The following is a 19,459-nucleotide window of genomic DNA, read 5'->3' on the forward strand; positions in this document are numbered from 1 at the left end:
TGGGGAGGTTATGATTTGATTGATTCTTTTGGAATATATAGAAAGGCAGAACAACTTGTACAAAAATCTGCCACAAACAATGTTCTGCAAATTGCAAGCGACCTTGGGGTTAAACTTTATTATGGAAACTACGATAATTTACTTGGTATGTATACTTGCAAGTGGAAACATCGAATGATCTTTTTAAACAATAATTTAGAAGATCATATGTTGCAGATGGTTCTTGCACATGAAATTGGTCATGATATTTTTCATAAAGATTTGGCAAGTGAAGGCTTAAAAGAGTTTGCTCTGTTTAATCTAAAAAACATTACAGAATATGAAGCTAATGCGTTCGCAGCACATATTCTTCTGAAAAATGAAGAAGTACTTAATTTTGTAAGAGACGGTTATGATGTTGCTCAGATTGCAAGCACTCTCAATTCTAACATTAATTTGCTCTTAATAAAAATGCAAGAAATGAATAAGATGGGATTTGACTTTAATGTACCATACCGTCCCTGTATTAATTTCTTTAGAGATGTATCTGCAAAATAAGAGAGTCTATTATACAACTTCGGTATTTGGAGCAGGTATTTATAAACATGTCAGAAATATAAAGTTATAAAAAACAGCATCAATTAGATACCATTTTTTATAACTTTAATACTTTTTTTTATTCGGGTATAAAATTCTTACTTCTTCTCTTTCATACCATTGTAGAAATGCACTAGATTTTCCGGGATAACATATTCCGACTCTTCTATATTTTCACTTAAGTCTCCACCATAAACTGTCTTGAGAATTCCTTCTATAATCATGGCTTTAGGAGGCTCAGTATATTCATTTCCCTGATAAATCCAAACTCTGCAGTCAACTTCGTCACCGCACAAATCTCCGCAGGATTCACACAAACTTTCTTTGTAATCCATTTGAATATCCTGTCCATTTACACGAAATGTAGGTGAAGTAAGGAATTTGTACTTAACAGCCAGTTCTTCAGTGTTAACATTAACTTTATTTATTACTACATCTGTTCCTGTTGCTTCAAGAACATTAGATACATCCTTCAGCGCCTCATCCAAACTGTTTTCAGCTCCTTGGCATCTTGTACAAACACTCAAGTCAAGAAATAAAAAATCAATTACAATTTGTTTTCTCTCGATTTTTATCTCTGCTTGGCTTCCACAGCACCCTGAAGTATTTAATTGTTTCTATAAAAGTGTTCAATTAAGTTACCCCCTAATTTTTGTTTTTATACTATATAAATCCTTGCGTATGTACCAAATCTACTAGAATATCCAATGATTCTTTGATATTGTCGACTTTTTCAGGATCAAGATCTTTAAACATGTTTTCTAAATATCCAACATACTTTTGTTCAATTTTATTAATGACTGGTTTTGCTTGTTCGGAAATTTGTACACAGCATACTCTACCATCCAAAGGTGATTGAATCCTAATGATATAGCCCTTTTTTTCTAATCTATTTACAATTTTGCTAGCTCCGCTTTTAGTGATGTTTAGTTCATTGCCGATTGATAGGATTGTCATGTCTTTATTTTCATTTACCTTTTTAAGTGCCGTATATTCGATCAAAATAATATTTCAACATTTATGAAAGATATTTTCATTTTTATTTTTGGCCTGAAATGATAAATTTATATACCATACAAAATAAAATTTGCCTCTAAGATAATTTTTCAATACATCTAGAGGCATCTCATATATACATATTCAACAATACTTTAATACATATTAAACTTGTGTTAATTATTATATATATTAATTTAGTTATATAATTATTATATTTAATTTATCAGCAATTAGTTTCGCTGTTTCTTCTGCCATTTCTCCTGTAAATCGTACACACTGCTCCATATGTTTTTCGGAGCCAAGCTCCATATTTCTTGTAAGTACTCTGCAGCATGTACTCTTTTGTTTTGCTTTAAATATATTATGTAATTCTGCGCTTAAAGACATTGCTTCGTTTACAGATGGATCCTTCGGAATCTTTCTCCCAAAAAACAAACCTATTGCCATTATGCCACCGGAAATTGCACCACAAGTACATCCTGAATTCCCCATACCTACCGGAAATCCTGATGACAATTTTATTACATCATCTGAAATATCAACTTGAAATTCATCGATAATTGTTTTTAACACAGCCTCAGAGCAAAAAAAATCTCCATTCTTATAATAATTCTCAGCTGTTTTTTTAATTTTGCTAATATTAATTTTATCTACCATTTCTCCACGTCCTTTTATCTAATAATCTTGATAAATATTAAAATAACTAAACTACTTCATTTTATATCAATCTTAGATTATCACTAGTTAAATTTATAGTCAAATTACTTAATGTTATGCATATTTATAAACTCATGAAAATTAATTATACTAAAAAAGAGTGTGCCATTCTTATGACAATTTCATCAACTCATGTTATATTAGTTGAATGAATTACCCTGAGAGCTATATCAACAATACCTAAGGGCAAAATGGTAACTTCATATCAAAAAAGCCTTGAGAGTAACATCAGCCTCCCAAGGCTTCAATTTAGTAAAACGACAAATCTTACTAGGCTATATGGTTATCCTTCAGTATCAACATCATTAAAACTATTAGCAGCAAGATGATGCTTCATCTTCAATAACTAACTTGCCATCTTTAACAGCTAATGTAACAGATTCTGCCCTTTCTTGTGTTTGACTATCCATAAGTACTGGAATTCCATTTATTGTAACAGGATCGTCACCATCATGTAACTTAGCTAACGAAAAATATAAAGATGTACCGCAGCATGATTTTTGTAACCTTGCCTTCAAACAGTCATTTTCATTAGATGCTAAAGATTTCATAAGCATAGTTTTTGCTTCATTGGTAATAATCACTTTTTCATCCTCCATTATTTGACTTAATTATTATAATTTTTTTTACATTAATAACTCATTTAATTTATCACCTTTAATTTCATCGGCGTTCCAATTAATTACAGCAAATTTACCATTTGCGTGTGCATCTACCTTGTTTATCCACTCAATTTCATTGCTGGCCTTTGCTGACAACATTTTGTTTGTTGTCTTTGTGCTATACAATGATGAATTGATAACCCACCATTTTGTATTAATATTTGCACGTTTTAAATCTTCTTCAAGTCGCATTGCTTCATATACAGGTGTAGTTTCCGGTAAAGTTACAATTATAACTTCAGTTTCAGCAGGATTTTTTAACCTTGGCAAAAGTTTCTTAGCCGATTCAGGAATATCTCCCTGCGAACGTGATATTTCTTTGTTATAGCTTTGTGTTGATTCTAACAGTAATAATGTATGACCTGTTGGTGCTGTATCAATAACAACTACCTGATCCTCTGCCTTTTCTACAATTTCAGCAAAAGCTCTGAATACAGCTATTTCTTGAGTACATGGTGAGCGCAAATCTTCTTCTACATAAGCAACATCTTCTTCAGACATTGTTTCCTTTGCTTTTGAAAGCACTTCATTCTGATATTTTTTAAGTTCTTCCTCTTCATCTATATGGCTCATTGTTATACCGCTGTTTTCCTTAATTACATATTTGAGGTGAGCGGCTGGGTCAGTAGTTGTTAAATGTACGTTTTTGCCTTTATTTGCTAAGCCTAAAGCAATTGCTGCAGCTATTGTAGTCTTCCCTACTCCACCTTTACCCATTGTAAATATTACTTTTTTACCGCTGTTATATAAGTCATCTATAACGTCTTTTAGCTTAGGCATATGTTGTGCATTTATTTTTTCTTCTCTTATTTTATATTTATCTTCTGTTAAAAACGATCTTACATTTTCTATTCCGGTAATATTATAGGCTCTGAGTGGAATAAGATAAGTTGTTGTATTTTTTAGTCTCTCTGGTATTTCTGACAAAGCTTTTTGTTGCTTGCTATAAAAGCTTTCAGATATATCATCATCATAAGATTCCAACACTCCATTGATAACTAAAGTTTGATTGTTAACGCCTATTTCTGAAAGTTCTTTAGAAGCTCTTTCAGCTTCAGTAAGAGGACCTGCTTCCGGTCTAGAAACTAAAATTAGAGTTGTTAATTTACCATCTGCTAAAGTTTCAACTGCCTTTTTATATATTTCTTTTTTACTTTCAAGTCCTGAAAGCTGACCAAGACATGATGCTCCATGGGTGCTTTCACTTATAAAGTTGCTCCATGCAGATGGAAGTTGTAACATTCTCAATGTATGGCCTGTAGGTGCTGTATCAAATATTATATAATCATATTCTTTCTGAGCTTTTTCATCAGTTAGAAAGTTAGAAAATTCATTAAATGACGCGATTTCAACGGTACAAGAACCTGATAGCTGTTCTTCCATATTGTTCAAAACTGAATCCGGCATCAAACCCCTATATGGAGCAATTACACTCTCACGGTATTCTGTGGCTGCTTGAACAGGATCAAGATTCGCCACAACCAGATTTGGAACATCTTTTATTGGAACTCCTTTATTATTTAACTCTGTATCAAATACATCTTGTAAATTTGATGCAGGGTCTGTACTTACTAATAATACTTTTTTACCGCTGTCTGCTAATGTAACAGCAGTTGCACATGCTGTAGATGTCTTACCAACACCTCCCTTGCCTGTATAAAATAAATATTTTGTCAATTTTATATTTTGAGGATTAAAAAATTCCATAGTAAATTATCTCCTTAATTTTTATATGTTTGAATAAATCAAATGCTCCACTTGCTGAAATTAGAATTGGTTTAACTTCCTGTTTTGTTATTTAACTTAATGATTCATCTGTCATAACTATTCCATCAATAATTAATTATTGTATAACTAACTTACAAAGCATTTCTTATTTATATATTTAATTATTTTTTGGTTCTGGAAACCAATGCTTAGTTTTATTAACAAACTTAACAAGTGCCAGCATAGTAGGTACTTCAGTTAGAACTCCAACGGTTGTAACAAGAACTACCGGTGAGTCAGGACCGAAAAGCGAAATAGCTACTGCTACTGATAATTCAAAGAAGTCAGATGCTCCAATAAGTGCAGCCGGTGATGCTATGTTATGAGGTTGCTTGCATTTTTGACAAGTAAAATATGCTAAAAGTGCTGTTATTACATTTTGTAAAATAAGCGGCACTGCAATCAGCAATACGTGAAATGGATTATCTAATATAACATCTCCTTGGAAGGTAAAGATTATAACCAATGTTAAAAGCAATCCAAAGGTTGTTATTCCATCAAATTTAGTAACAAAGTTTTCGTTGAAATACTTTTCTCCGTGTTTCTGTATCATAAATTTTCGTGTAAAATAACCGGCAACCAGAGGAACAACAACAAACAGTGCTATAGAAAACAAAAGTGTATCCCAAGGAATAAAAATGTTGTTCATACCAAGCAATAATGAAACTATTGGAACAAATAATACAAGTATCAACAAGTCATTGATTGAAACCTGAACAAGTGTATGTGCAGGATCGCCGTGCGTTAAATTACTCCAAACAAATACCATTGCTGTACATGGAGCAGCACCTAAGAGAACCGCACCTGTAACATAGCTTTGCGCTAATTCAGTCGGTATAAATGCTTTAAATACTACATAGAAGAAAAATGAAGCAAGACCGAACATTAAAAATGGTTTAATTAGCCAGCTTGTGGCGCTTGAAATTATAATTCCCGTAGGATTTTTTCCTACATTTTTTATAGATTTAAAATCAATTTTCATCATCATTGGATATATCATTATCCATATTAAGATTGCTATAGGAATATTTTGCTGTGCATACTGAAGCTTCTCAAGAAAATCAGGTATTGCAGGTATATACTTACCTATTAAGATCCCTGCTGCCATACATAAAAGCACCCATACAGTCAGGTATTTTTCAAAAAAACTAATTCCAGATTTATTTTCATTACTCATAATAATCCTCCAAATTTTTTAATTTTTAAAATCGCATAATCCTTTTATTTTACATTCATTAAACTTATCACAATCATTTATATAGCAGGGCAATTTACTGATTTTTTTTATAAGATAATCATATAATTCCTTATTTTCTCTAAGAAATTCATCACTGACCTTATAATATGTCCACTGCGCATTCTTATAACTGTCTAAGACTCCTGCTTTTTTAAGTACCGTAAGATGCCTCGAAGCATTTGACTGTGTAAGTCCCAAACACTCTTCTATTTCACAAACACACATCTCTGATTTAAGAATTTGAGATATGATTCGTAATCTTGTCTCATCAGCCAATGCCTTTAATATATCTAACAATTAATCATCTCCTTTATTATCAAACTAATGTATTATAATTATATGAGCATATACTCATTAATCATTCTGTAAATTGCAGGGATGTACTCCCTGCAACTTTTCATATCATCAATTAATTTAACAGCAGTCTCCGCCAGAACAGCCACAACCACCTGATTTTCCTTTGGTAGCTTTGACAATTTTGGGTTGTGAACTTAGACTGCTAACAGGAATATCCATCATTTTTACTATTTCTTCATTAGTTGGATATCTGCCTGTTAAAACAACTTCACCTTCTAAAACTGTTACCGGTAATTCATCAACACCCTTTTCGTTTATTATTGTATTTACTGCTTTATTATTTAAAAATTCTTGAGGTGCATTAGATAGGTTAAATCTATCTATTTCAATTCCATTTTTCTTTAATGTATTAAGTGTTGTAGAAATTCTTATTAGTTCAGGATCCACTCCAACACCACAGACTCCGGTTGAACAGCACATAGCTGGTTCAAATATTTGCAACTTTTTCATTTATATCCTCCATCTCTTTATTAACATTAATTTATTAATAACATATATAATCATAATTACATATGAGCATATACGCATATTGTATGCCTATTAAAAGCCATTTGTTACAATGGCTTTTAGGTAAATATTATTTTACTATATTTAAATTGTATCACCAAATAGATAATTGTCAATATGTTTTTTATTGATCAATATAACTTTTGATTTGAAATTTCAGCAGCAAGTTCTTTAATTTTCTTTTCAATTTGTACAATTATTTTTTCAAATTCCTCATCACCTTTTCCTGTAGGATCATCTAAACCCCAATCCTCTTCATACTTGCTGTCAACAAACGGACAAATAACATTGCAGCCCATAGTTATCTTTATGTCTATTTCAGGAAGTTCTGTTATCAATTTTGAGTATTGTGTTTCTTCCATATCTATATTATAAATCTTTTTCATCAGTCTTACAGCGTCCTGATTAATCTGTGGTTTAGTTTCTGTTCCAGCTGAATAACTTTCAAATACATCACTTGCTAAATGCTTTCCAAGTGCTTCCGCCATTTGGCTTCTGCATGAATTATGCACACAGATAAATGCTACCTTAGGTTTATTATTGTTCATATTAATTTCTCTCCTTATTTTTATTTGATGTGTCATACCAGTCATTTATATTATCAGCAATATCTTCATATTCACATATTAATAGTTCTACTTTTTCTTTTATAATATCACGTATTTCACGAGTTCTTGCTAATATTTCATCATCCGTTCCGGTAAGTGCTGCAGGATCTTCTATATTCCAATCTAAAACTCTTTGTGTCTCAGGAAATATAGGACATCTTTGACCATTTATTTGATCACATACCTTTACAATCATGTAATAGAGTCTTCCTTCTTTGTAATAATTAAATACAGAGTTTGAAGTATTTTGGGAAATGTCATATCCTATTTCATCCATTACCTTTACAGCATATGGATTTAATGGAGCAGGTTCTAAGCCGGCACTTTCAGCTATAAATTTTACTTTACCCAATCGATTTAAAAATGCTTCTGCTATTTGACTTCGTGCTGAATTATGAACACAAATAAATAATACTTTAATCATCTCTTCATTCCCCTTTTTACTTATCTTTTATTTCCTTGCCGCATCTTAAAAGTTCTGCAAATTCATCAAGCAGTTCTGTTTCCTCGATTTCTTTGGCTACCTTTTCAATATCATATGGAACTCTAATGAATTTTATATCAACATCTGACCCTATTTCAACAATACAATAACAAGCCCTGTTGTCTCCGTCTTTTGGTCTTCCCACACTGCCTGTATTAATGAACAGTTTATCATTTATTTTTTTATTATATGGATAGTGCGTATGTCCAAAAACAATTATATCTTCTTCTAAATTATCTGCTATTTCCTCTTGCTTTTCAGTGTCAATTTCATAAACATAATCATTTATTGAATAAGGACTGGCATGAGTTAACAATAACTTATAGCAGTCAATTTCCAGTGTTATTTGCTCTTCTAAATCCCTTAAAAATTCTTTGTTATTATCAGATGTATGTTGTCCTGTCCAATTAAGAGAATTTTGAGTTTTAATTTTGTCACTTGGCGTATCTATATTGCAACCGCAAGTTGGCAAATAAAATCCAACTGCTTCATCATAATTTCCTAAAATAGTTTTTATATTGTATTTTCTTATTAATTCTATTACCTCATTAGGTTTTGGCCCATAACCAACTAAATCACCAAGACAATAAATATTTTCCAAGCTGATTTGCTTATCTTTTATATCTTTAATTACGCTTTCTAAGGCTTCAATATTTCCATGGATATCAGAAATAAAAACAAGTTTTGTTGACATATGAAATCACTCCAAGATTGATATTTAATTTATTTTAATATTTCATACAATTGTATTTTTCTTCTGATGTATCTTTTAAAATATCTTTTGCAATTGACAAAATAGACTTAATTTTTTCATCTTTAATTTTGTAAAATATATATTTTCCATCTTGATTAGCATCTACCAGATCACTTTCCCTCAAACATTTAAGGTGGTTAGAAATCTTTGATTGACTAAAACCTGTATAATCTGTAATTTCAGTTACAGTTTTTTCCCCATCCATTAGACTTTCAAAAATGCAAAGCCTGCTATAATCTGCAAAACCTTTAAAAAATTTGCTTATTAACTTTAATCTTGTAATATCTTCATTATTAATTTGTACTTCCACGTAAGTTCACTCCCTTAGAATTAACATATTACATAATTACTTATCATCATATTATGTTATATTCTATACCACAAAACAAATACTTTCAACCACTTTTAGATTTTACAATTACTACACAGTTTTTATACAATATTAACCAAATCTTCCTGTTATATAACCGCTTGTTCTTTTATCTATTGGATTTGAAAATAAATTTACGGTGTCTTGAAATTCTATTAAATCACCGTTTAAGAAAAATCCCGTATTATCAGATATTCTTGTTGCTTGCCCCATAGAGTGTGTTACAATAACCACTGTGTAATCTTTCTTTAAATCGATTAAAAGTTCTTCAATTTTTAATGTTGCTATAGGATCCAATGCTGATGTAGGCTCATCCATCAATATTACCTCAGGTTGCATTGCTAAGCTCCTTGCAATGCACAATCTTTGTTGCTGACCACCCGATAATTCAAAACCAGACTTATTTAGTTTGTCTTTAACTTCATTCCAAAGTGCAGCCTTAGTCAGACTTTCTTCAACAATTTCATCTAATTGAGATTTCTTTAATTTTTCATGTCTTTTAGGACCATAAATTACATTTTCATAAATTGATTTTGGAAACGGATTAGGTTTTTGAAAAACCATGCCGATTTTTTTCCTTAACTCAGCAATATCTATATCATCACTTAAAATATTTTTACCATCAAATATTATTTTACCTTCTGCTTTAGTACCATCAATTAAATCATTCATTCTATTCAAAGTTCTGATAAAGGTAGATTTACCGCAACCAGAAGGACCAATAAGCGCTGTAATTTTCTTCTCTTCTATATCCATGTTAATATTTTTCAATGCTTGAACTTTTCCATAGTAAAAGTTCAAACTTTCTACTTTCATCTTTGTATTCATGTTTTTCACCACAATTAATCCATTCTGTTCTGATATTTATTTCTTAATATAATAGCTACAGCATTTGCTGACAACAATAACAACATTAAGACAATAATTCCGGCTGCTGCAATATTCTGAAATTCAGCTTGTGGTCTTGATGTCCAATTATAAATTTGTATAGGCAATACAGTAAAGGAATCCATCGGTCCGTCAGGTAAGAATCCTATAAATCCTGCTGCTCCTACCATTATTAACGGTGCTGCCTCCCCCATTGCTCTTGATATTGCCAATATTGATCCTGTAAGAATACCCGGCAAAGAATATGGTAAAACTACTCCTGTTATAGTCTGCCATTTTGTCATTCCAAGTGCATAGGAACCTTCCTTCAAACTGTTTGGGACGCTTTTTATTGCTTCTTGAGAAGATACAATAATAGTAGGCAATATAAGAAGTGCCATTGTTAATGCTCCAGATAATATGCTTCTTTCAAATTCAAACAACCTAACAAACACAGCAAGACCTAACATACCATATACGATTGAAGGAACTCCTGATAAATTAGAAATATTTATAAGCAAAATTTTATTAAATAAAGTTTTTTTATTAATGTACTCTTCAAGATATATTGCTGTACCAACGCCTAATGGCAGTGCAATTAATGCTGTTAAACCTATAGTCCATATGCTCCCAACTAAAGCAGATAAGATTCCGGCTTTTTCAGGAAATCTGGAAGGCATGCTTGTTATGAAATCCCAATCAAGATATTTTAGTCCTGTACTTAATACCTGTAAAAGCAACAATGCCAACATAATGATGGAGAATGCAATTGTTAATAACAGTAATAAATGAAAGATTGTGTTTTTAAGCTTTCTTGTTTTTAAATGTTTATCTAAATTATTATCCAAGTCAATTTTATTTTCTATACTAAAATCCATCAATATTGCTCCTTTCTTTTATTAATTACTACTTTAGCAATTAAATTCATAATAAATGTGATAACAAACAACAATGCTCCAACTGCAAATACAGTATTATATTCTATAGTCCCATATTGAATGTCACCCATGCTTATATTCGCCATAAATCCAGTCATTGTTTGAATGCTCTCAAGTGGATTTAATGTTAAAATCGGGCTTTGTCCTGCAGCTATTGCAACAATCATTGTTTCACCAATAGCACGTGAAATTGCAAGCAGAAAAGCCGCTGCAGTGCTTGACAGTGTAGCGGGTACAATAACCTTTGTAGCTACCTCCATCCTGGTTGATCCTAATGCATATGCACCTTGTCTTATAGAATCAGGTACAGCCATCATAGCATCCTCACATAATGATGCAACCATAGGCAAAGTCATTATTCCGACAGCAATACTTGCACTTGCTGCATTAAAAACTTGCGTTTGCGGAAGTATATCTCTCAATAAAGGAGTAATGAAATTTAATGCAAAATATCCATAAACGATAGAAGGAATACCCGCTAAAATTTCTAAAATGGGTTTAATGATTTTTCGTGCTTTTTTCGGCGCATATTCACTTAGATATATTGCACTTCCTAACCCTAAAGGAAGAGAAATTATACTTGCTCCAACTGCAATCATCAATGTACCGGTAAGCAATGGTAAAACTCCAAAGTTTTGAGGTTTCAGAGTAGGTGTCCATTTGGTACTTGTAAAGAATTCAACAATTGATACTTCTTTAAAAAACACAAAGGATTCTTTAAATAAAGAATATATTATTGCTATAGTAGTTAAAATAGTTATACCTGCAAATAGCAACAACAATTTTTCAATTATGAATTCATTTAATTTAAATTTTTTAGATTTATATTTTCTCATAATAACTCCTCATTAATTTATTTAAACAATTTTTCATTAACCATTAAAAGCATTTAAATTAGTATTTAAATATTTTTAATGGAGAAAGAGACGCTTTATTAAAGGAGTGCGTCTCTAATTAAATGAAAAAACAATAAATTGTTATTAACCTTATTTTATTAAATCTAATCCCTTTGTATATTCTTCATCTGGAAGAGCTACATATCCAACATCCGGAACAATGTCTTTAGCAATTTCTAAATAGAATGTTACGAATTCTTTTACTTCAGATTTATTTAAAGATTCTTTATTTACATATATAAACAACGGTCTTGAAAGTGGTGCATAACTTCCGTCTTTTATTGTATCAAAAGTTGGTGTAACAGGACCATTTCCATTATCTATAGGCACAATCTTAAGCTTGTCTTTATTTCCTTCATAATACGCATATCCGAAGAATCCTAATGCATTTTTATCTCCTGAAATACCTTGTACCAATACATTGTCATCCTCACTGCCTGTAAAATCTGGTCTAATAGCTCCACTTTCACCATTTATTTCTTCAGTAAAGTAATCAAATGTTCCTGAATCAGTTCCTGGTGCGTAGAATTTAATTTCTTCGTTTGGCCATTCAGGTCTTACATCACTCCAAGTTTTCACAGTGCTGTCTGGAGCCCAAATCTTTGTCAATTCTTCTACTGTAAGACTGTCAACCCAATTGTTTTCCGGGTTCACTAATACTGATAATCCGTCAAATGCCACTTTTAATTCAATATATTCTACACCTGCATCCTTAGCTGCTGTAGCTTCTTTTTCTTTAATTGGTCTGGATGCATCGTTAATATCTGTCTCTTTTGCTATGAATTTCTCAAATCCACCGCCTGTACCGGAAACTCCTACAGGAACTTTTACATCAGGATTTTCTATTGAAAATTCTTCAGCAACTGCTTCTGTTATAGGAAATACTGTTGAAGATCCATCAATTTTGATTTCTCCTGCTAATTTTGTATCTTCTTTAGCTGGTTCGTTTTGTGTTGGTTGTCCATTGTTTGAATTACTGCTGCAACCAATTAACGCAAACATTGTAACCATTAATAATATAAATAATATTGACATTTTTGATTTAACTAACTTCATTTTATTACTCCTTAGTTTTATTAATATTTTTTATGAACATAACGTCCATCAACTTCATGTTTGGATTATATATCATGATATGCTGATACGTCAATATTAAATTGGTAAGTATTGTGTAAAGTTTATGTAAAACAAGAATTAATTAATCATAACATATAGAAAGCCTTATAACAAAAGGCCATATTAGCGATACTAATTGACCTTTATTTCAATTAATTATAAATTCGATTTATGGGCACTGAATAATACCTTGTCCCCACAAGCATCACCTGCATGTTGGAAATGTGTTTCCAAAGCAATCCTCTTTATTTTCTTCATGCAACTCGCAGCTTGCACATGTATAGCCATTCCATCCCATCTGATAAAAGTACACCTTTCTTTTATAAATTTGCACTTAGAAGTATGTTTGACACATCAAATTGCATAAATTTGTTGGTTCTATAAAAAAATCCATCCATAACAGACTCCTTAATGAACAAATAACCATTGAATTTGTATTTTACATTTTTTTAAATCCTAAGTAAAACATATATAAGGCAATCAGTAAAATAATACCTCCCATTACTATTTTTAAGTATTTACTCACTGCACCATACTTATCATTTGATGTTAGTCTTTGAACAAATCCCATCGATGTTCCAGCTATAATTACTAAAATGCTATGCCCTAAAGAATATAACAGCAGCAAAAATACACCCCATATAACACTTCCTTCACTTGCAACTATGGCCAGCAAAACTACAAGCACAGGTGTTGCACAAGGTGATGAAAATATTCCTCCTAAAATTCCGGGTATAAATGCTCCCATGTACCCTTTTTTAGTATTTTTACCAATAAGGTATGTAGCTGGTATAAAATCATATATCTCCCAAGTTTGAAGTGCCATCAAAACCATTAAAATATTGTTGTTTTAACACCAACCGAATTGAACATTGTGGCAAATTCAAGTCCAATAGCCCCACCTCCTATAATTGCCATACTCCCCGGCAATTTATTCAACCTTAAGGCATCAGTGCTGGTTATTACTCCTGCTGAATTAATACCTTCTATACTTGGTATTAACGGTTCAGATCCTGAAGCAATTATCAATTTTTCACAATTAACTTCTATCTCACTGTCAATTGTTTCCACTAAAATTTTTTTGAGTTTTTATAATTGTACCAATTCCTTTTAATTCCGTCCTTGCTTCTACCCTTGCCCTTGATACTTCTAGCATTAAGTATTACGTTAAGAAAACAATTCTCAAGTTCTAAATACAATTATCAGTATTTAGAAAATCGGCGTATTTTGTTGAAATTTGACATAATTCAATTAACCTATCTCCACAAAATCTTCACAAAGTTTTATTATGATATTTTTTGAGTTTAATAATATCGAAAGGAAATTATAATATGAAGGGTAATCAAAAAAACAAGAAAGGTAATAAAACTTCAAAGAAAAATAATAATTTAATTCTTGGAGTTGTAGCTGTTATAGTGATTGGTATAGCAGCATTCACTTTTTTAAATTCAGGAAATGATAAAAATGACTTAGCAGAGCAAACAAAATCAACTGCCATATCAGCAACAGACGAAAATGGTAATATGGTTATTAATGTAGCAGATGTAACGGAAACAGCAAATTTCTACGCATATGATCAATTAGACACTTATATGGAAGTATTGGCTGTAAAGGCATCAGACGGAACAGTAAGAACTGCTTTTAATACTTGCCAGGTTTGTTATTCCTCCGGCAGAGGATATTATATCCAAGAAGGCGACGTCTTGGTTTGCCAAAACTGCGGTAACAGATTTAAAATGGATGAGGTTGAAGTAGCACGAGGTGGATGTAACCCAGTTCCAATATTTAAAGAAATGAAAGAAGTGACAGATACTACAATTACAATTCCTAAGGAATTATTTGCTGAAGCAGAAGGTATCTTTGCAAATTGGAAATAAAAGATGGTTTAGAAACTATGCAGAAATTATCAGAGAAAAAATCAATTAAACTGGGCGGTGTTACCTGTACAGCTTGTGAACATAAAATAGAAAAAGCATTAAAAAAGCTCGAAGGAGTTAATGACGTTAAAGTAAGCTATGCTTCATCAACAGCAGATATAATATACAATACAGAAAAAATAGATATAGAAATAATCTATGACACAATTGAAAAAGCAGGATATGATGTTATTTATGAACATGATGATTCACCAGAAGAAGATTCATCTAATATTACCACTTTATTAATTTTTCTTATTATTGCAGGTTTATATGTAATAATTAATAATACTGTTGGTTTTAACATCTTTCCGCAAATAACTCAAAGCATGGGCTATGGGATGTTGTTCGTGGCAGGACTTTTTACATCAGTTCATTGCATTGCAATGTGTGGAGGTTTAAATTTATCTCAATGCGCAGGTTGCAACGGATGTGAAAACAACAAATTATCCGGAAAACTTAAGCCAAGTTTTTTATATAATCTTGGTAGAGTAACATCCTACACAATTCTAGGTGGATTAGTTGGCGCTCTTGGTTCAGTTTTTAGCTTATCACTTAAAGGAAAATCAATAATTTCTCTTTTAGCCGGTGTTTTCATGATTGCCATGGGCATTAATCTGTTAGGCATCACGCCTGTTTTAAGAAAAATTATGCCTCATTTGCCTAAAGTTTTAACTGATAAAATTGACAGCAAGAAAACCGACAAAGGACCTTTTATTGTAGGATTGCTTAATGGATTTATGCCATGTGGACCGTTGCAGGCTATGCAGCTGTATGCGCTTGGAACAGGAAGCTTTATAACCGGAGCATTATCCATGCTTTTATTCAGTTTAGGAACTGTTCCTGTAATGTTTGCATTTGGTGCATTCAGCTCTATACTAAGCTCCAGATTTACTAAACAGATGATGAAAATAAGTGCGATTTTAGTTATTATTTTAGGGGTTGTAATGGGAAACAGAGGTCTTTCTCTGGCAGGAATTAATATTACTGATGCAGTGCTATCACCTTTAGGGATAAATTTAGCACAAGACGGCAAAACAGCAAGCTCAATCATTAAAGATGGCTACCAGACTGTTACAACAAAACTTGAATCAGGTAAGTACCAGCCAATTAGCGTATATGCCGGGGTTCCCTTAAGATGGACTATTGTGGCTGAAAAAGGAACATTAAATGGTTGTAATAATGAAATTATTATACCAGAATATGGATTGCAACAAAAACTTGAGTTAGGCGAAAACATAATTGAATTTACTCCAACAAAATCAGGCACTATAACCTATACTTGCTGGATGGGTATGATAAGCAGCATAATAACTGTTAAATAAGAAAAGCTCATGTATGAAAATGCATGAGCCTTTTGATTTGTCATAAACTGTTTAGTTTTAATTAATTCCTTTTATTTTTAAATATTCACCGATTACCTCTCTTGCAATAGGTGTAGGGTATCTTCCAGAACCTCCTTGAAATAAAACAACAGCTACTGCTATTTGCGGATCATCATAAGGCGCAAATGCTACATACCATGCAAATTCATCATATGGCTCACCTGTTTCAGGGTTTATACCTCCTTTTTGCGCAGTACCGGTTTTACTTCCTACTTCTACCGGAAAATTTGCGTATGGCTTAGCGCTGTCATCTAATGAAACACGCCTCATTCCTTCCTTTAATATTTCTAAATGATTATAATCTGTAAGCTCAATCCTTTCTGTTTCACGAATAGGTTCATAATCTGTTTTTTTTCCGTCATAGGTCTTAATGTCCTTAATAACACTTACGTTTCTTTTGTATCCACCATTAGCTATTGTCGCAACATAATTTGCCATTTGAAGAACTGTGTATGAATTCGAACCTTGTCCAATTGCTATATTTAAATTATCACCTGCAGTCCAATGAGCCTGATTAATGTAAGAATATTTTATATTATCAACTAAAGGCACATTGCTGTCATTTGTTTTATCAGGATTTAATCCCAACAAATTTAAACCTTTGTATACCTCTGTTCTTGTCATAGTTTCTTCTCTGTCAACCCAACTTACTATTTCTTCTATTATTTCATTTTTCATTCCTTCATCTAATTTAGTATCGTCTTTCAAATAATGTTCTAAATTAGACTCCAGAAAAATTCTTAAATATACTCTGATACTAGATTTTTTTCCATCAATACTAGGTACTCCACCTGTAGATTCTCTTGGAATATCAATTTCAATACCTGTTTTACTGTCTAACCCTAACTTTTTTGATGTTTCAATTATATCATTAACATCTACTTTTACCGTATGTCTTTGTTCTGTAGCAGGATTTACTCCTAACATTGTTACAAAGAAATATACATTGCATGAATTTTGTATTGCTTCATACATGTTCTGCCATCCGTGGCCATAGCCATAAAGAGTATATGTCCAACAGCTAAAGTTTCTTTCTCCGACCTTTATAGTTCCAGGACAGAATATTTCCGTTAGAGGGTCAACACCTTTCTCGAGTGCTGCCAATGCAGTTATCATTTTAAAAGTTGAGCCTGGCTGAATAGAAGTAAGCATTGCAATGTTATATAGCGGTTTAGGAGCCAGCGGGTTCCTAGAATCATTTTGCAGGCTATTCCAGTCTTCAGTAGAAATACCTGTTGAAAACAAGTTTAAATCATAGGAAGGATAATTTGCCATGGCTAAGACTTCGCCTGTTTTAACATCTAATGCTACTAATGAGCCTGAGGTTGCATTTTCATAGCTGTCTCTAAATTTGAAATTTCCCCATTCACTTTCAAAGACACCACCCTTTTGTATTTGTTCAAGGCCCTTTTTCAGCGATTCTTCAGCCTTTTTTTGCAAATTTGTATCTATTGTTAGATATAAGTCATTACCTGGAACAGGTGTTTGACTTGAAACAGACTTTATTGTTTCACCAACATTATTTACTTCAACTGTTTTCTTTCCTTTTTCTCCTCTTAAATAGTGTTCAAACTTTTCTTCAACACCAGTTTTACCAATTATATCATCAGGACTGTAACCATTATCATTAATATATTCTTTAATTTCATTTTCCTGCGAAATCTTGCCCAGGTAACCTAATATATGAGCAGCGGATTCTTTTTCAGGGTAGCTTCGGAGTGGTTCTACTTCAACATTAATTCCCTTTAATTCATGTGACCTCTCTGCAATCATAGCAACTGATTTCTCTGAAATTCCATAAGCTATATCAACTGGATGATACGAAAGGTAACTTGTCTTATTGTACCTTTCTCTTAACACAAGCATATTTCTAAAATCATGGTCACTTATGTCAGGATTCATGCCTAATGACTTTCTAAGTATGTTAAACACTTCTTCAGCAGTATAATCACTAGAATTTTTATCTTTATCCACATTATTGCTTATCCAAATTCTCTTGTTCCTAATTGAAGTGTATTCCCAATTATCTATTGATATATTTGGATTTAAATACTTAAGCAATTCAGTTTGAGCAAAATATTTTATTTCATCATTTGTTATAAATTCATATAGAGCATTATAATTTTTGGCAGCCATTTCCTTAATAAAATCTATAGGTTTTATTTCATCATTTAGATTATATTGATTTATATACTTTTGTTTTGTTTTCTCATCTGTAAATTCAAAAACACCTGTTTGTCCATTTTCATAATATTCAACAGGTAGATCAGGATAGATTTCTCTTAATTTATCTATAATTTTTTTTCCTGGCATGACAATTCCACTGTCAGATTCATAATTTGTAAGTAACAAATTATCAAGAGAATTTTTTAAAGTAAGAATTACAAAATCATCTTTTGCAGTTGTCCTTTCAGTAACTTCCTCATTATTTAAAGATAAATTTCTTTTTATATCTTTAAACTCATTATCATAAGAAAATGAAAATTTCATTAATTCAATATTGTTTACTAATCCCTTGGATTTTAAAAATTCATAAGAGAATTTTCTGATTTTAGAATTAGAAAAAAGCTTCTTTATATATTTATTTTCATTTAATAATTTTTCAATTACTATTTCATTAGGGCTTTTATTATTTGCCACAACAGTTTCGCCTGTTTCGTCTTGTTCTTTATCATTATCAACTAATATATATTGTCCATCAACTAGCTCAATATTAAAATCATTTAAATCATTTTTTATTGTTTTTAATATTAACTCTTTAGGATTAAAATTTTCTTCATATATAACTGTTTCATAATTAAACCATTCGTATATATTGTCTTTTACTAAATCTATTACTTCTTCATGAGCTGTTTTGTCCAATTTTTCGTCATTTGATTTTTCGCTATCTACATATTCAAATGTATCTAAAAGTATTGGAAATTCATCAATTGGATTTTCCGCATTCATATCTAGTATTTTAGCCAAAGTATAGGATATTTGATTAAAATCATCATCTTCATTTATTTGATCCGTATACATTTGAACCGTAAAGCTGGATAGGTTGTCTGCTAAAACAACTCCGTTTCTGTCATATATTTTTCCTCTTGGAGCCTTGATAGGTATGTCCTTAATTTTTTTAACATCTGCTACTTCTCGGTAGCTAGCTCCTTCAACAATTGTCAGTACAGCCATTCTGTAACCTAAAACCCCTATTAATAAAGTAAATATTAAAAATAAAATATTAAATCTGTTAGATAAAAATTTTTTCATAAATAACCTCTTACATTTTAATTCAACAAAAAAGAAATGCCTTTATTGTTG

The 19,459-nt window shown here is 31.6% G+C and carries 22 protein-coding genes; 3 read left to right on the forward strand and 19 right to left on the reverse strand.

Going from position 1 to position 19,459, the window contains the following annotated elements; all coding sequences use genetic code 11:
• Positions 1-15 precede the first annotated feature (15 nt).
• On the forward strand, positions 16-537 hold the full coding sequence (locus tag RTW14_RS13950) for an ImmA/IrrE family metallo-endopeptidase (protein ID WP_312652458.1): 522 nt from the start codon (positions 16-18) through the stop codon (positions 535-537).
• A gap of 137 nt (positions 538-674) precedes the next feature.
• Here the strand turns inward: RTW14_RS13950 and RTW14_RS13955 are convergent, their stop codons facing one another.
• The 18 genes from RTW14_RS13955 to RTW14_RS14040 all read right to left on the reverse strand — a co-directional run bounded on the left by RTW14_RS13955 (position 675) and on the right by RTW14_RS14040 (position 13,926).
• On the reverse strand, positions 675-1,151 hold the full coding sequence (locus tag RTW14_RS13955; RefSeq protein ID WP_312652750.1) for a DUF2703 domain-containing protein: 477 nt from the start codon (positions 1,149-1,151) through the stop codon (positions 675-677).
• Between the two features lie 88 nt (positions 1,152-1,239).
• Positions 1,240-1,578, reverse strand: coding sequence for a MarR family winged helix-turn-helix transcriptional regulator (locus RTW14_RS13960; RefSeq protein WP_312652460.1), 339 nt, complete (start codon positions 1,576-1,578; stop codon positions 1,240-1,242).
• A 195-nt stretch (positions 1,579-1,773) separates the two neighbouring features.
• Entirely contained in the window at positions 1,774-2,232 is a 459-nt protein-coding gene (locus RTW14_RS13965; RefSeq protein ID WP_312652464.1) for a C-GCAxxG-C-C family protein, read from the reverse strand.
• Positions 2,233-2,606: 374 nt separating this feature from the next.
• Positions 2,607-2,876: a hypothetical protein gene (locus RTW14_RS13970; protein ID WP_312652466.1), complete on the reverse strand. Its 270-nt coding sequence runs from the start codon at positions 2,874-2,876 to the stop codon at positions 2,607-2,609.
• 42 nt (positions 2,877-2,918) lie between these two features.
• Positions 2,919-4,661: an arsenical pump-driving ATPase gene (arsA, locus tag RTW14_RS13975; RefSeq protein WP_312652468.1), complete on the reverse strand. Its 1,743-nt coding sequence runs from the start codon at positions 4,659-4,661 to the stop codon at positions 2,919-2,921.
• A gap of 178 nt (positions 4,662-4,839) precedes the next feature.
• Positions 4,840-5,898 (reverse strand): ACR3 family arsenite efflux transporter, encoded by a 1,059-nt coding sequence (arsB, locus tag RTW14_RS13980; RefSeq protein ID WP_312652470.1) that lies wholly within the window; start codon positions 5,896-5,898, stop codon positions 4,840-4,842.
• Between the two features lie 18 nt (positions 5,899-5,916).
• On the reverse strand, positions 5,917-6,255 hold the full coding sequence (locus tag RTW14_RS13985; RefSeq protein ID WP_312652472.1) for an ArsR/SmtB family transcription factor: 339 nt from the start codon (positions 6,253-6,255) through the stop codon (positions 5,917-5,919).
• Positions 6,256-6,372: 117 nt separating this feature from the next.
• Positions 6,373-6,765, reverse strand: a complete 393-nt coding sequence (gene arsD / locus RTW14_RS13990; RefSeq protein WP_312652475.1) for an arsenite efflux transporter metallochaperone ArsD — start codon at positions 6,763-6,765, stop codon at positions 6,373-6,375.
• Positions 6,766-6,953: 188 nt separating this feature from the next.
• Positions 6,954-7,370, reverse strand: coding sequence for an arsenate reductase ArsC (locus RTW14_RS13995; protein WP_312652477.1), 417 nt, complete (start codon positions 7,368-7,370; stop codon positions 6,954-6,956).
• A 1-nt stretch (position 7,371) separates the two neighbouring features.
• A complete protein-coding gene (locus tag RTW14_RS14000; RefSeq protein ID WP_312652480.1) occupies positions 7,372-7,854 on the reverse strand; it encodes an arsenate reductase ArsC in 483 nt (160 codons plus the stop codon).
• Between the two features lie 16 nt (positions 7,855-7,870).
• The gene (locus RTW14_RS14005) at positions 7,871-8,608 is read right to left on the reverse strand and encodes a metallophosphoesterase family protein (protein ID WP_312652482.1); all 738 of its coding nucleotides are present in this window, start codon (positions 8,606-8,608) and stop codon (positions 7,871-7,873) included.
• A 34-nt stretch (positions 8,609-8,642) separates the two neighbouring features.
• Positions 8,643-8,978, reverse strand: coding sequence for an ArsR/SmtB family transcription factor (locus RTW14_RS14010; RefSeq protein WP_312652484.1), 336 nt, complete (start codon positions 8,976-8,978; stop codon positions 8,643-8,645).
• A 132-nt stretch (positions 8,979-9,110) separates the two neighbouring features.
• Positions 9,111-9,866, reverse strand: a complete 756-nt coding sequence (gene pstB, locus RTW14_RS14015; protein ID WP_312652486.1) for a phosphate ABC transporter ATP-binding protein PstB — start codon at positions 9,864-9,866, stop codon at positions 9,111-9,113.
• A gap of 14 nt (positions 9,867-9,880) precedes the next feature.
• Positions 9,881-10,783 carry a phosphate ABC transporter permease PstA gene (gene pstA / locus RTW14_RS14020; protein ID WP_312652488.1) on the reverse strand — a complete coding sequence of 301 codons (903 nt, stop codon included), beginning with the start codon at positions 10,781-10,783 and terminating at the stop codon, positions 9,881-9,883.
• On the reverse strand, positions 10,783-11,679 hold the full coding sequence (gene pstC, locus RTW14_RS14025; protein ID WP_312652490.1) for a phosphate ABC transporter permease subunit PstC: 897 nt from the start codon (positions 11,677-11,679) through the stop codon (positions 10,783-10,785). The genes pstA and pstC overlap by 1 nt, the downstream gene beginning before the upstream one ends.
• A gap of 150 nt (positions 11,680-11,829) precedes the next feature.
• Positions 11,830-12,795 (reverse strand): PstS family phosphate ABC transporter substrate-binding protein, encoded by a 966-nt coding sequence (locus RTW14_RS14030; protein WP_312652492.1) that lies wholly within the window; start codon positions 12,793-12,795, stop codon positions 11,830-11,832.
• 499 nt (positions 12,796-13,294) lie between these two features.
• Positions 13,295-13,681 (reverse strand): cytochrome c biogenesis protein CcdA, encoded by a 387-nt coding sequence (locus RTW14_RS14035; RefSeq protein ID WP_312652495.1) that lies wholly within the window; start codon positions 13,679-13,681, stop codon positions 13,295-13,297.
• Positions 13,682-13,689: 8 nt separating this feature from the next.
• Positions 13,690-13,926 carry an FAD-dependent oxidoreductase gene (locus RTW14_RS14040; protein WP_312652497.1) on the reverse strand — a complete coding sequence of 79 codons (237 nt, stop codon included), beginning with the start codon at positions 13,924-13,926 and terminating at the stop codon, positions 13,690-13,692.
• A gap of 260 nt (positions 13,927-14,186) precedes the next feature.
• On the opposite strand from RTW14_RS14040, the gene RTW14_RS14045 reads away from it, so the two are divergent.
• Positions 14,187-14,732 carry a DUF2318 domain-containing protein gene (locus tag RTW14_RS14045; RefSeq protein ID WP_312578905.1) on the forward strand — a complete coding sequence of 182 codons (546 nt, stop codon included), beginning with the start codon at positions 14,187-14,189 and terminating at the stop codon, positions 14,730-14,732.
• A complete protein-coding gene (locus RTW14_RS14050; RefSeq protein ID WP_312652499.1) occupies positions 14,723-16,096 on the forward strand; it encodes an urease accessory protein UreH domain-containing protein in 1,374 nt (457 codons plus the stop codon). Before RTW14_RS14045 ends, RTW14_RS14050 begins: the two co-directional genes overlap by 10 nt.
• A gap of 57 nt (positions 16,097-16,153) precedes the next feature.
• On the opposite strand, the gene RTW14_RS14055 is transcribed toward RTW14_RS14050, so the two are convergent.
• The gene (locus tag RTW14_RS14055; protein ID WP_312652501.1) at positions 16,154-19,408 is read right to left on the reverse strand and encodes a penicillin-binding transpeptidase domain-containing protein; all 3,255 of its coding nucleotides are present in this window, start codon (positions 19,406-19,408) and stop codon (positions 16,154-16,156) included.
• Positions 19,409-19,459 lie beyond the last annotated feature (51 nt).

This window comes from Aminipila sp., assembly GCF_032051575.1.
GTDB lineage: Bacteria > Bacillota > Clostridia > Peptostreptococcales > Anaerovoracaceae > Aminipila.

Bases quoted from the DNA above. Each gene is read 5' to 3' on its own strand.
- RTW14_RS13965 (WP_312652464.1), bottom strand. From the start codon at position 2,232: ATGGTAGATAAAATTAATATTAGCAAAATTAAAAAAACAGCTGAGAAT.
- arsA (WP_312652468.1), bottom strand. From the start codon at position 4,661: ATGGAATTTTTTAATCCTCAAAATATAAAATTGACAAAATATTTATTT.
- arsB (WP_312652470.1), bottom strand. From the start codon at position 5,898: ATGAGTAATGAAAATAAATCTGGAATTAGTTTTTTTGAAAAATACCTG.
- arsD (WP_312652475.1), bottom strand. From the start codon at position 6,765: ATGAAAAAGTTGCAAATATTTGAACCAGCTATGTGCTGTTCAACCGGA.
- RTW14_RS13995 (WP_312652477.1), bottom strand. From the start codon at position 7,370: ATGAACAATAATAAACCTAAGGTAGCATTTATCTGTGTGCATAATTCA.
- RTW14_RS14000 (WP_312652480.1), bottom strand. From the start codon at position 7,854: ATGATTAAAGTATTATTTATTTGTGTTCATAATTCAGCACGAAGTCAA.
- RTW14_RS14005 (WP_312652482.1), bottom strand. From the start codon at position 8,608: ATGTCAACAAAACTTGTTTTTATTTCTGATATCCATGGAAATATTGAA.
- pstB (WP_312652486.1), bottom strand. From the start codon at position 9,866: ATGAATACAAAGATGAAAGTAGAAAGTTTGAACTTTTACTATGGAAAA.
- pstA (WP_312652488.1), bottom strand. From the start codon at position 10,783: ATGGATTTTAGTATAGAAAATAAAATTGACTTGGATAATAATTTAGAT.
- pstC (WP_312652490.1), bottom strand. From the start codon at position 11,679: ATGAGAAAATATAAATCTAAAAAATTTAAATTAAATGAATTCATAATT.
- RTW14_RS14030 (WP_312652492.1), bottom strand. From the start codon at position 12,795: ATGAAGTTAGTTAAATCAAAAATGTCAATATTATTTATATTATTAATG.
- RTW14_RS14035 (WP_312652495.1), bottom strand. From the start codon at position 13,681: ATGGCACTTCAAACTTGGGAGATATATGATTTTATACCAGCTACATAC.
- RTW14_RS14045 (WP_312578905.1), top strand. From the start codon at position 14,187: ATGAAGGGTAATCAAAAAAACAAGAAAGGTAATAAAACTTCAAAGAAA.
- RTW14_RS14055 (WP_312652501.1), bottom strand. From the start codon at position 19,408: ATGAAAAAATTTTTATCTAACAGATTTAATATTTTATTTTTAATATTT.